Below are 12,367 nucleotides of genomic sequence, written 5' to 3'. Positions count from 1 at the left end.
CCGCCCCGCCCTGAAAAAGGACGCGCGGCGGACCGGTCACGCGGAGAAGGCGGCGAGGACGGCTCAGTTCGCCGGGCGCATCTTCGCGGCGTCTTCCTCGCTCGGCAGGTAGTCGGCGCCCTTCTTGAACACCACGTCCACCATGATGCCCTTGCCGTCCTTCAGCGCGGTCTTGCCCACGAAGGCGCCGAGGGTCGACTGGTGGTCAGCCGCGCGGTAGACGATGTCGCCGTAGGGGGTGGAAACCTTCAGGTTTCCCATGGCCTTGAGCAGGCTTTCGGTGGAGAGGTCGTCCGCCGCCGCCAGCGCCGCGGCGATGCTCTTCACCGTGGAATAGCCGATCACGGCGCCGAGGCGCGGATAGTCCTTGTGGAGCTGCTGGTAGGCATCAAGGAACGCCTTATGCTCGGGCGTGTCGATGGAATACCAGGGGTAGCCGGTGACGATCCAGCCTTCGGGCGCCTCGTCCTTCAGGGGGTCGAGATATTCCGGCTCGCCGGTGAGATAGCTCACCACCGCGCGGTCCTTGAACACGCCGCGTGTATTGCCCTCGCGCACCAGCTTCACGAGGTCGCCGGCAAAGGTGGCGTTGAGGATGGCATCTGGCTTGGCCGCGTCGATGGCCTGGAGCACCGGGCCGGGATCAATCTTGTTGAGCGGGGGCCACTGCTCGGCCACGAACTCCACGTCCGGCCGCCGCTTCTTCAGCAGCTCCTTGAACACCGCCACGAAGGACTGCCCGAACTCATAGTTCGGTGCGATGGTGGCCCAGCGCTTCGCCGGCAGCTTGGCCGCCTCTTCCGCCAGCATGGCCGCCTGCATGTAATTGGAGGTGCGCAGGCGGAAGGTGTAGGCATTGCCCTTCGACCACACCATGGCATCGGTGAGCGGCTCGGAGGCGAGGTACATCACCTTCTTCTGCTTCGCGAAATCGGAGAGCGCGAGGCCGACGTTGGAGAGGAAGCCGCCGGCGATCATCACCACCCCGTCGCGGGTGACGAGCTCGTTGGCGGCGGTGAGCGCGTCGCCCGGCTTGCCGCCGTCGTCCTTGGTGATGATGACGAGCTTGCGCCCCTTGATGCCGCCGGCATCGTTGATCTGCTTCAGCGCCAGCTCCATGCCCTTGCGGTAGGGCTCGGTGAAGCCGGGCAGCGCCGAGTAGGAATTGATCTCGCCCACCTTGATGTCGTCCGCGGCCCGCGCAGCCCCGCCGGCCGCGAGCAGGGCGGCGAGCGCCAGTGCCATCATCCGTCTCATCCGCTCATCCCCTCCGCTCAGCCCGCGTGCCGGGCCGCATGTCGCGCTTTCCGCCAGTCTAGCGCAAGGCGGGCCTGCTTTTGACGCGCCCCGCGCCCTGCCGCAAGCCGGGCGGAACAAGGCGCCGGAGGCCTATTCCGCACCCGCGCCCGCCCGCCGCGTCCATATGCCCCAACGGGATGCTGCGCGCCACATCCGCCGTGCCCCCCCTGCGGACCCTTGCCCCGAGCGACGGAGGCGGTGGCGGTCACGCAAAAACCCGGAGACCGGCCTTCGGCCCGATGAGACCGGAGCATGCGCGCACTTCGAGAATTCTTCGGGGATTTTCACCCCGCATCATGCCCGTCGTCTCCATTCCGTTCCCCGATCGTGTTCCGCCGCCCTTGCGCTCCGGCCCCGCGAAATGTAGGAATGGCGCCATTCTCCCCGTGTCGGAGCATAGCGCAGCCTGGTAGCGCATCTGCTTTGGGAGCAGAGGGTCGCAGGTTCAAATCCTGCTGCTCCGACCACCCCTTCCGAAGTGGCCGGAGCGCCCCTTGCATTCGCTCGTGCGTTGCGCCTCAACTCCGCCCGCCCGCGCCGGGCGGAATCGGAACTCTATGATGCGCATGACATCGGTCGTCCTCACCGCCTCCCTTCTGGGGACCCTGCTCGCCGCCGGCCCGGCCCTGGCGGACCAGCCGGCCGCAGACCGCTGCGCCGTGAAGCTCCCGCCCGATGCCCGCGCCATCTATGCCGCGAGCGCGCCGAAGCTGGTGCCCGGCGCCGACGGGCGCGCGGTGGTGACAGAGGAGACGCGCAAGCTGGTGCTCGGGGGGCAACTGGATTTCAACAGGGCCCATGACGCAGCCATGGCCGCCGCCTCATGCCTCATGCTGCGCTGAGGGTGGCCCGGCATCGGTTGTCAGCGCGCCGCGCGCTCACTATAGAAACTGTCGGAAGAGACACCCTGGTGGGTCGGCGGGCATGCCCGCCGCGACGGGAAGCGGGCTGAAGGATCATGGTGGCACGCATCTACAAGCCGACACGCAACGCCATGCAGTCCGGCGTGGCCAACACCAAGCAGTGGGTGCTGGAATACGAGCCCGAGCAGCCACGCACCGTGGAGCCGCTCATGGGCTACACCGCCTCCACCGACATGCGCAGCCAGATTCGCCTGACCTTCGAGAGCAAGGAGGAGGCGGTGGCCTACGCGGAGCGCAACGCCATCCCCTACCAGGTGTTCGAGCCCCACGAGGCGAGCCGGAAGAAGATCGCCTATTCGGACAACTTCTCCTTCCGCCGCATGGGGCAGTGGACCCACTGATTCCGCTGCGCGGCCCGCGCCTCCTCGGGCGCCGGACCGCTCGCGTGCTTAGAAGCCGGCCTTCGCCGCGCGCCCTTCAGGCGGGCCGCGCCGCCGGCTTCCCGGCTCCGCTCCGCCGGCCTCCATGCGGGTGCGGACACCTTATTCCGGCACGTGTGGCGCCCACGACGGGATGCCGGATGTGATGACCGAGTTGCCGGCTTTCCGGCCCCGTAGCTCAACTGGATAGAGCACTCGCCTTCTAAGCGAGCGGTTGCGTGTTCGAGTCACGCCGGGGTCGCCATTTCCGCCGCCCGCGCCGCGCACCGGCGTAATCTCAGTTGCCCCGGCCCGCATCGGCGCCGCGGGAATCAGGCCTCCTCTGCGGCCGCACCGCCCTCCACCACAGCCGCGCCCGCCCCGCGATCATGCTTCGAGCGGTTGGCGGTCTTACGTCGCTTCACCTTGGCCAGCTCTTCGGGAGAATAAGGAGAAGGCAGCGCGAGCCGGCGGATGCCGATCCGCGCATAGGCCTCGTTGATCTCGATGGAGATGGACCGCCGCCCCAGCCGCCGGGCCACCGCCCCCGTGGTGAAGGTGCCGGCGAAGGGGTCAAGGAGAAGGTCGCCTGGATGGCTGGAGGCGCGGATGATGCGCTCCAGCAGCGCCTCCGGCTTCTGGCTGGGGTGATTCTCGTATTCCCCCATGCGGAAGCGCACGCGCGGCAGGTTCCACACATTGCCCGGCACCTTGCGGCTGGCATAGGGTCTCGGTGGTTCCTTGCGGTAGTCGATCAGCCCGCGCCGCGCGCCGGTCTTCGCCTCCACCAGGATGTCTTCCGCGTTGAAGGTTGCGGCGCCGCCCCCGGCCGCCATGTGCAGGATGGGCTCCCACATGGAACCGAAGCTGCGGCGTGCCTGCACGCCCGAGCTGTCATAGGCCCATACGATGCGCGAGAGGATGGTGAAGCGCGCACGGCAATAGAGGTCGAGGTGCGGCATCATCTGGGTGGAGGCCATCAGGTAGAAGCTGCCGCCCGGCCGCAGCACCCGCCGGCATTCGTCGATCCAGCTTTCGCACCAGGCGAGATATTCCCCCTCCTCGCGCCGGTCTCCGACCCCGTCGAAATCCTTGCCGATATTGTAGGGCGGATCGGCGAAAATCAGATCCACCGTGCCGGTACCGATGCCCGCCAGAGCCTCGAGCACGTCGCCGTGGACCACCTCATGCTCCCCGCTCGCGAATGTGCGCATGGCGCCCTTCCATCCCCCGCCGGCGGGACACTACCGCGCCCGCGGCGGCCCGACCACCGGCGCCATGCGCTGGCCGCAGGGCGCGGCGCGTGGCCGGTCCTTGCACTGCATGGCGGATTGGCCGATCAGGTCCCTTCAAATGCAGCGGGCCCACCACGAGGCACCGCGGCGGCGGCGCGCGCCGGCGCGGCGCCGGCACATGGGGGGAAACATGCCGGCACCACATCTCCTGCGCCGCCTGTTCGACGCGCCCTATCTGCTCCTGGCCCTCACCTCCCTGCTGTGGGCCGGCAATTTCGTGGTGGGGCGTTACGTGGCGGGCCACGTGCCGCCGCTCACTTTGGCGCTGCTGCGCTGGGTGGGGGCGACGCTCATCGTGCTGCCCTTCTCTTACGCGCAGGTGATGCGCGACCTGCCGGTGATTCGCGCGCATTTCTGGTCGCTGCTGCTGCTGGCCGCCACCGGCATCTCCTGCTTCAACGCCATGAGCTATTACGCGCTGCAGTATACGGAGGCGCTGAACGGCCTGCTGCTACAGTCCATGGCGCCACTGCTGGTGGGGGTGTGGAGCTTCGCCTTGTTCCGCGATCGCCTGAGCCTGGGGCAGGCGGCGGGCATTCTCACCTCCCTGTGCGGGGTGCTGCTCATCATCAGCCGGGGCGAGGTGGACACCCTGCTCCACCTGAAGCCCAACATCGGCGACGTGTGGATCCTGATCGCGCTGCTGATCTACGCTTTCTATGCCGCCATCCTGCGCACGCGGCCGCCGCTGGGGGGGCTTTCCTTCCTCACCGTCATCATGGCGCTCGGGGCGCTGCTGCTGGCGCCGTTCGGCCTGTGGGAGGCGTTGAGCGGGCACGTGTTCGTGGTGGACACGCAATCCCTGCTTGCCCTCGCCTACGTGATGGTGGGGCCCTCGCTCGTCGCCTATCTCTTCTTCAACCGCGCGGTGGAGCTGGTGGGCGCCAACACGGCGGCGCCCTTCCTGCACCTGATGCCGGTGTTCGGCACCGGGCTCGCCATCGCCTTCCTGGGCGAGCAGGTGGCGTGGTTCCACCTCGGCGGCTATGCGCTGGTCATCACCGGCATCGCCCTCGCCACCTTCGCCGCGCGCAAGGCGCGGCCCAAGGCGGCGCCGGAAGGGACGCCCACGGCCGGCGATCCGCGCTGAGGCCCATGCCAGAGGCGCGCAGGCCTTTCTCACGGCTCCCAGGCCAAGCCCGCGCGCTGCTTGAGCAAAACTGAACTGGCAGCGGCCGGGGCCGGGCGTCAGAAGGCGAGCAGCCGCGCCAGCCGCACCTGCGGCAGGGCCCGCGCCGCGTCCATCAGCCCTGCCGGCAGGGGTCCGTCCACCGCCACCAAAGCGACAGCCTCGCCCCCCGCCCGGTCCCGGCCGAGGGAGAAGGTGGCGATGTTGACGCCCGCCGCCCCCAGCAGGCTCGCGAGCTGGCCCACGAAGCCCGGCTTGTCGATGTTCTCCGCATAGATCATCGCCGGGGCGAAGGCGGCCTCCATCTTGATGCCGTTGACGGCGACGATGCGCGGGTGCCCGTCCGCGAACACGGTGCCGCAGACCGTGCGCACGGCACCGCCCGCCACCACCGAAAGGGTGATGAGGCTTTCATAGTCGCCCGCCGCGGCGCGGGTGGTCTCCTCGATGCCCACGCCCCGCGCCCGCGCCAGGGCGGGCGCAGAGACGAGGTTCACCTCCTGCAGCATGGGCCGCAGCAGCCCCGCCACGGCGGCGGCGGTGAGCGCCTTCACGTTGAGGCCCGCCACCGCGCCCTCATAGGTGGCGCGCACGGTCGCGATGTCGGTATCGGTGAGCTGGCCCAAGAAGGCGCCCAGCTTCTCCGCGAGCGCCAGATGGGGCCGCAGGCGCGGCGCCTCCTCCGCCGTGATGGAGGGGAAGTTCAGCGCGTTCACCACCGCGCCGGAGAGCAGATAGTCGCTCATCTGGCCGGCGATCTGCAGGGCCACGTTCTCTTGCGCCTCGGTGGTGGCGGCGCCGAGATGGGGGGTGCAGACCACGTTCTCGCGGCCGAACAGCGGGCTCGCCAGGACCGGCTCGTCCTGGAACACGTCGAGCGCGGCGCCGGCCACATGGCCGCTGTCGAGCGCCGCGGCCAGCGCTGCCTCGTCGAGGAGCCCGCCGCGCGAGCAGTTGATGATGCGCACCCCCGCCTTGGCGCGGGCGATATTCTGCGCGGAGAGGATGTTTCGTGTCTTCTCGGTGAGCGGCGTGTGCAGGCTGATGACGTCGGCGCGGGCGAGCAGGGCGTCGAGCTCCACCTTCTCCACCCCGAGGGCAAGCGCACGGTCCACCGAGAGGAAGGGATCGAAGGCGATCACCTTCATGCGCAGCCCCAGCGCCCGCTCGGCGACGATAGAGCCGATGTTGCCGCAGCCGATGACGCCCAGGGTCTTGCCCGTGAGTTCCACCCCCATGAAGCGCTCCTTCTCCCAGCGGCCGGCCTGGGTGGAGGCATCCGCCGCCGGGATCTGCCGGGCGAGGGCGAACATGAGCGCGATGGCATGCTCGGCGGTGGTGATGGAATTGCCGAACGGCGTGTTCATCACCACCACGCCGCGCGCGGTGGCGGCGGCAAGGTCGATATTGTCCACCCCGGTGCCGGCGCGGCCGATAACCTTCAGCCGCCCCGCGTGCGCCAGCACCTTGGGTGTCACGCGCGTGCCGGAGCGCACCACCAGCCCCTCATAGGCGCCGATGGCGGCGGCCAGCCGCTCCTTGTCCGGCCCCAGCTCCGGGCGCAGGTCCACCGCGATGCCGCGATCCTCGAAGATGCGGATCGCGGCCGGGGAGAGCGGGTCGGAGATGAGGACGCGGGGGGCCATGACCATGCTCCGGCGCCGAGGTTCGCCGCGCGGGCGGCTCAGGCCGCCTGGGGCAGCGCGGCCCTGGCCTCGTTGAAGGCCCAGTCGAGCCAGTGGGTCAGGGACGCGACATCGGAACGCTCCACCGTGGCGCCGCACCAGATGCGCAGGCCGGGAGGGGCGTCGCGATAGGAGCCGATGTCATACGCGATGCCGCCCTTCTCCAGCCCCGAGGAAATGGCCTTGGCGAACGCCGCCTGCGCTTCCGCCGGCAGGGCGGTCACGGCCGGGTCCACCACCCTGAGGCACACGGAGGTGTTGGAGCGGGTCACCGGGTCCCTGGCCAGGAAATCCACCCACGGCGTCACCGCCACCCACTGGGCGATGGCCTCGAAATTACGGTTGGAGCGCTCCTGCAGCGCCGCGAGCCCGCCGATGTTCCGCGCCCACGTCAGGGCGTCGATATAGTCTTCCACACACAGCATGGAGGGCGTGTTGATGGTCTCGCCCACGAAGATGCCTTCCATGAGCTTGCCGCCCTTCGTAAGGCGGAAGATCTTGGGCAGCGGCCAGGCGGGGGTGTAGCTCTCGAGCCGCTCCACCGCGCGCGGGGAGAGGATGAGCATGCCGTGCGCGCCCTCCCCGCCCAGCACCTTCTGCCAGGAGAAGGTGACCACATCGAGCTTGGCGAAATCCACCCGCTGCGCGAACGCCGCCGAGGTGGCGTCGCAGATGGTGAGGCCCTGCCGGTCGGCCGGAATCCATTCGCCGTCGGGCACCATCACGCCGGAGGTGGTGCCGTTCCAGGTGAAGACCACATCGTGGCTGAAATCCACCGTGGACAGGTCGGGCAGCTCGCCGTAGGGGGCGGTGATGGCGCGGACGCCGGAAAGCTTGAGCTGCTTCACCACGTCGGTGATCCAGCCTTCGCCGAAGGATTCCCAGGCCAGCATGTCCACCGGACGCGCGCCCAGCAGCGACCACAGGGCAAGCTCCACCGCTCCGGTATCGGAGGCGGGCACGATGCCGATGCGGTAACCGTCCGGGATCTCCAGCACCTCGCGCGTGAGGTCGATGGCCTCCTTCAGCTTGACCTTGCCCACCTTGGCGCGGTGGGAACGGCCGAGCGGCGCATCGGAAAGCGCCTCAAGAGACCAGCCGGGGCGCTTGGCGCACGGGCCGGAGGAAAAATTGGGATTCTCCGGTCGCGTGGCCGGAGCGGGGTTCGCAGTCATGAGCATCCTTCCAGATGATCGCCTCCCGTTGGGGGGAGGTGGCCCGCGCGTGGCGATACGCCCGCGGCGCGGGGCGCGTCAAGCACGGCCCGCGCGGCTTCCGTTGCGGCGCTCTGGAAGAGGTCGGGCGCCCGCCGATGACTGCTGCGGGCTCCCCGGAACACCGATCAGAACTTGTAGTTCACGCCGGCCCGCACGGTGTGGAATTTGAAGTCGGCGGTGCCGGTGTGGTAGGTGTTATCCTGGGTGTTCAGGTAGGTATATTCTGAACTGCCAAGATCAACGTAAAGGTATTCCGCCTTCACGAGCCAGTTGTTGGTCACGGCGAACTCGCCGCCGCCGCCGATGGTCCAGCCCCACTTTTCCTCGGACTGCGAGGGCAGGCCGACAGTGGTGCTACGCGTCCTGTCCGGCAGCCGCGTGCCGGTCCAATCCCACGACGCGACATTGGTGAGGGTGGTGTCGGAGCCCTCCACCGAGGTGCGCCCATAGGCTGCGCCGCCGGTGAAATAAGGCAGGAACCGATCCATCGCATAGCCTACGCGGGCGCGGATGGTTCCAAAGTAATCGACGCCAGCGCTTCTTTCACCCTGGCCGCCATAAATGCTCGCGACGTTCTGCGTATTTGTTGCGGGATCGTAATAATAATAATACTGATTTACCAGACCATTATTGAAATCACTCCGCGTCTTTCCCTTGACACCGGACCACTGGAGATCGGTCTCGACACCAAGCACGATGTTGTTGCGAAGCTGATAATTGTAGCCGACCTGCCCGCCGACCACCGCGCCCGACGAGGTGACCGAATTCGAGCTGGTGCCGAGGAGCGTGCCCGGCCCGTAGTTGCGGAACGTATTGGTGCGGTAGTTGTAATAAGTCTGGTTGTTGGGCCCCACCGACCGCAGTTCATCATTCTGCACCCGGCCCGCGCCAACACCGGCATTGCCGCCGATGTAGAAACCGGTCCAGGAGAAGGTGGGCACCGGCGCGCTCTTGACAGGATAGGCACTGCCGAGGTCGGCAGCGGCAGCCGGCGCCGACACGACAGCGAATGCGGCAGCGGCGAGAATTGCGGATTTCATATTCAGCTCCCAGCCCACAACGGACCAAATCAGGACACAAACTGAACAGAGCACCGTATGCGCGCGGGATTACTCTTCCGCCCACGCCTGAGTTCGCGCAGGAAGATAAAAACATGAAAGGCGCATGTATATGTGCTCGGCAATACTGGTTTACGCTACGCATGGTTAAGAAACACTAAATGGTTGCATTTAGGATCAAGCATATCGGGAAGCGCCGCCGCGGCGCCCGCGCGCAGGTATGCGCAGTACCGGCAAGATGGAAAAGCGAAGGCCGTCGCGAACAGGCGCGCTGCCGGCTCGGAGGCCGGCACGCCGCGGCGCGGCGCGGGAAAGGCGCCGCCCACCGCAGCCGCCACGACTATGCGTTCAGGCAGCGCGATCAGGCCCCACGGTGTCGCGCACCATGCCGCCGGCGGATGTGACCTCCGCGTTGTCCCGGAAACGGCGGTGGGCAGGCGCTGACACGCAGCACCACCCACGCCACCACGCATGCTTGAGACATGGCCCGCCGCGCCGCGGAGGGCACTGGGCGCAACCTACCGCGCGTCTTCCGCCGTCGGTGCGCCTGCAGGCGCCGCAGCGGCCTGCGGCGGCGCCTCTTCGGCGGCGGCTTCCTGCGCAGCTTCAGCCGCGGGCTCCTCCGGCACGGGGGCCATTTCCGGAATCTCAGCCGCAGCCTCGGCCGGGGGCAGAACATGGCCCAGCATGCCGCGCGCCACCTCGCGCTCGCCCATGATGATGAAGTTGGCGCCGGTGGCCCGCAGGCGGTCCACTTCCTCGTCGGAATGGGCGCGGGCGATGATCTCGATGCCTGGATTGACCGCCCGCGCCTTCTTCAGCACGCCGCTCGCCTCGAAACCGTTGGGAATGGCGAGAATGAGCCGCTTCGCCCCGGCGAGGTTGGCGGCGGTGATGGCAGCCGGCGAAGCGGCGTTGGCATTGACCACCTCGAAGCCGCCGGCGCGCAGCTCCTCCACGCGGTCCTGCTGGTCCTCGATCACCAGCAGCGGCACGCCCGCCGCCTTCAGGCCATCGGCCACCAGCCGGCCCACGCGGCCATAGCCGACGATGACCGTGTGGCCCTCCTTATCGGTGATCTGCAGAACCTCGGGGTTGTCGTCGTCCTGCGCGGATGCGGCCGCCTCGCCGGCCGTGACCGCCTTCGCCTCCGCCTTGGCGGCAGCCTTGGCCTCCGCCTTAGCCTGCTTCGCCTCGGCCTTGGCTTCCGCCTTCGCCTCTGCCTTGGCGATGGCCTTCTCCTCCGCCTTCACGGCCTTGGCCTCGGCCTTTTCCATCTTGCGGGCCATGGTGCGCGCCATGTCCTGCGCCATCTTGCGGGCGCGAAAGCGATCGAGCACCAGGAAGAAGAATGGATTGGCGACAATGGAGATGATGGCGGCGGCCAGGATCAGGTCGCTGCCCTCCTTCGGCAGCAGGCCGAGACTCATGCCCAGGGCGACCAGGATGAAGGAGAACTCGCCGATCTGCGCCAGGGAGGCGGAGATGGTGAAGGCCGTAAGCTTGGCATAGCCGAACATGCGCACCAGCACATAGGCCGCCACCGACTTGCCCAGCAGCACGATGGCGAGGGTCGCGATGAGCGGCAGCGGCTGGGTGATGATGATCTCCGGGTCCACCAGCATGCCCACGGAGACGAAGAACAGCACGGCGAAGGCATCGCGCAGGGGCAGCGTCTCCTCCGCGGCGCGCTGGGAGAGCGGAGACTCGCTCAGCACCATGCCGGCGAAGAAGGCGCCCAGGGCGAACGACACGCCGAACAGCTTGGCCGAGCCGAACGCCACGCCGAGCGCCACCGCCAGCACCGCGAGGCGGAACAGCTCGCGCGAGCCCACATGCGCCACCCAATGCATGATGAACGGAATCACCCTCCGTCCCACCACCAGCATGAGCGCCACGAACGCCGCGACCTTGGCGAGGGTGACGGCGATGGAGGTCCACACATCCATGGGGCCGAACCAGTCGCCGGCGGCCCCGGCGTGCACCGCCTTGCCGCCCAGCGCCTCGGACATGGCCGGCAGCAGCACCAGCGTGAGCACCATGGCGAGGTCTTCGACGATGAGCCAGCCGACCGCGATGCGGCCCTGCTCGCTCTCGATCATGCGCCGTTCCTGCAGGGCGCGCAGCAGCACCACCGTGCTCGCCACCGAGAGGGCAAGGCCGAACACCAGGCCGCCGCCGATGCCCCAGCCCATGAAATACGCGAGGCCCATGCCCATCGCCGTCGCCACGCCGATCTGCAGCACGGCGCCGGGCACCGCGATGGCCTTCACGGAGAGCAGGTCGCTCAGGGAGAAATGCAGACCCACGCCGAACATGAGCAGGATGATGCCCACCTCGGCCAGCTGCTCGGCCAGGTGCTGGTCCGCCACGAAGCCGGGAGTGAACGGCCCCGCCATGACACCCGCGAGCAAGTAGCCCACCAGCGGCGACAGCCGCAGCCGCTGCGCCAGCGCGCCGAAGGCGAAAGCCAGCACGAAAGCCCCGACGAGGGTCGCGATCAGCGGCGTATCGTGGGGCAAGCTTCACCTCCGGAGCATCGAAACAAACAAAAGGTACCCGCGTGCCCGAGGGCGCGCCGATGTGGGAATGCAGGAAATGCCCTCAGATTAAGGGAAAGCTGAGGCGGGTCCAGCATTTCCCGTAAATCAGGTCGCATGGTCGCAGGGGGCGCCTGCCGTACCGGGAACTGGAATCCGATTCACATGAAGACAGCACGTCAGAAGACGGCCGGCGGACACAAAAAAGGGCACCCCGACGGGGGTGCCCTTCGCTCAGGGGGATGACGCGCTCAGAGCCAGGGCTGCTCGACCGCCTTGGCGGTCTCGTAGGAGGCGATGGCGGGCGCCTTCTCCAGGGTGAGGCCGATGTCGTCCAGCCCCTCCAGCAGGCAGCGCTTGCGGAAGGGGTCGATCTCGAACCGCACCTTGCCGCCGTCGGGGCCGCGAATCTCCTGGGCCGCGAGGTCCACGGTGAGGGTGGCGTTGGCGCCGCGCTCGGCATCCTCGAACAGCTTGTCGAGGTCGTCCTTGGACACCACGATGGGCAGGATGCCGTTCTTGAAGCAGTTGTTGTAGAAGATGTCCGCGAACGAAGTGGAGATCACGCAGCGGATGCCGAAGTCGAGCAGCGCCCACGGCGCATGCTCACGCGATGAGCCGCAGCCGAAATTATCGCCCGCCACCAGGATCTTCGCCGTGCGATATGCCGGCTGGTTCAGGACGAAATCGGGATTCTCCGAGCCGTCCTCCTTGTAGCGCATCTCCGAGAACAGCCCGGTGCCGAGGCCGGTGCGCTTGATCGTCTTCAGATACTGCTTGGGGATGATCATGTCGGTATCGACATTGACCAGCTTCAGCGGCGCCGCGACGCCTTCGAGAACGGTGAACTTCTCCATGGAAC

The 12,367-nt window shown here is 68.0% G+C and carries 10 protein-coding genes and 2 tRNA genes; 5 read left to right on the top strand and 7 right to left on the bottom strand.

Annotation, left to right across the window (positions count from 1 at the left end):
* Positions 1-63 precede the first annotated feature (63 nt).
* The gene (locus tag V5F61_RS03475; protein ID WP_393987368.1) at positions 64-1,257 is read right to left on the bottom strand and encodes an ABC transporter substrate-binding protein; all 1,194 of its coding nucleotides are present in this window, start codon (positions 1,255-1,257) and stop codon (positions 64-66) included.
* Positions 1,258-1,689: 432 nt separating this feature from the next.
* On the opposite strand from V5F61_RS03475, the gene V5F61_RS03470 reads away from it, so the two are divergent.
* The 4 genes from V5F61_RS03470 to V5F61_RS03455 all read left to right on the top strand — a co-directional run bounded on the left by V5F61_RS03470 (position 1,690) and on the right by V5F61_RS03455 (position 2,846).
* A tRNA-Pro gene (locus tag V5F61_RS03470) sits at positions 1,690-1,766 on the top strand.
* 99 nt (positions 1,767-1,865) lie between these two features.
* Positions 1,866-2,141, top strand: coding sequence for a hypothetical protein (locus V5F61_RS03465; RefSeq protein WP_393987367.1), 276 nt, complete (start codon positions 1,866-1,868; stop codon positions 2,139-2,141).
* Between the two features lie 116 nt (positions 2,142-2,257).
* Entirely contained in the window at positions 2,258-2,563 is a 306-nt protein-coding gene (locus tag V5F61_RS03460) for an ETC complex I subunit (RefSeq protein WP_393987366.1), read from the top strand.
* A 206-nt stretch (positions 2,564-2,769) separates the two neighbouring features.
* Positions 2,770-2,846: transfer RNA gene (locus V5F61_RS03455), tRNA-Arg, on the top strand.
* 67 nt (positions 2,847-2,913) lie between these two features.
* Here V5F61_RS03455 and yhdJ read toward each other — a convergent pair.
* Positions 2,914-3,795: an adenine-specific DNA-methyltransferase gene (yhdJ, locus tag V5F61_RS03450; RefSeq protein ID WP_393987365.1), complete on the bottom strand. Its 882-nt coding sequence runs from the start codon at positions 3,793-3,795 to the stop codon at positions 2,914-2,916.
* A gap of 211 nt (positions 3,796-4,006) precedes the next feature.
* Between yhdJ and V5F61_RS03445 the strand changes: the two genes are divergently transcribed.
* Complete coding sequence (locus tag V5F61_RS03445) at positions 4,007-4,966, top strand: DMT family transporter (RefSeq protein WP_393987364.1); 960 nt, start codon at positions 4,007-4,009, stop codon at positions 4,964-4,966.
* A gap of 98 nt (positions 4,967-5,064) precedes the next feature.
* Here V5F61_RS03445 and serA read toward each other — a convergent pair whose 3' ends face one another.
* From serA to leuD, 5 genes are all read right to left on the bottom strand, one after another.
* Positions 5,065-6,651, bottom strand: a complete 1,587-nt coding sequence (serA, locus tag V5F61_RS03440) for a phosphoglycerate dehydrogenase (RefSeq protein ID WP_393987363.1) — start codon at positions 6,649-6,651, stop codon at positions 5,065-5,067.
* A 38-nt stretch (positions 6,652-6,689) separates the two neighbouring features.
* Entirely contained in the window at positions 6,690-7,865 is a 1,176-nt protein-coding gene (locus V5F61_RS03435; RefSeq protein ID WP_393987362.1) for a phosphoserine transaminase, read from the bottom strand.
* Between the two features lie 167 nt (positions 7,866-8,032).
* On the bottom strand, positions 8,033-8,947 hold the full coding sequence (locus tag V5F61_RS03430) for an outer membrane protein (RefSeq protein ID WP_393987361.1): 915 nt from the start codon (positions 8,945-8,947) through the stop codon (positions 8,033-8,035).
* A 536-nt stretch (positions 8,948-9,483) separates the two neighbouring features.
* Positions 9,484-11,487, bottom strand: a complete 2,004-nt coding sequence (locus V5F61_RS03425; protein ID WP_393987360.1) for a cation:proton antiporter domain-containing protein — start codon at positions 11,485-11,487, stop codon at positions 9,484-9,486.
* 269 nt (positions 11,488-11,756) lie between these two features.
* Positions 11,757-12,362, bottom strand: coding sequence for a 3-isopropylmalate dehydratase small subunit (leuD, locus tag V5F61_RS03420; protein WP_393987359.1), 606 nt, complete (start codon positions 12,360-12,362; stop codon positions 11,757-11,759).
* Between the last annotated feature and the right edge of the window lie 5 nt (positions 12,363-12,367).

It is taken from the genome of Xanthobacter sediminis (assembly GCF_043195015.1).
Classification (GTDB): Bacteria; Pseudomonadota; Alphaproteobacteria; order Rhizobiales; family Xanthobacteraceae; genus Xanthobacter.
The sequence above is the reverse complement of the archived record's forward strand: the minus strand, read 5'-3'. Positions and strand labels throughout refer to the sequence as shown.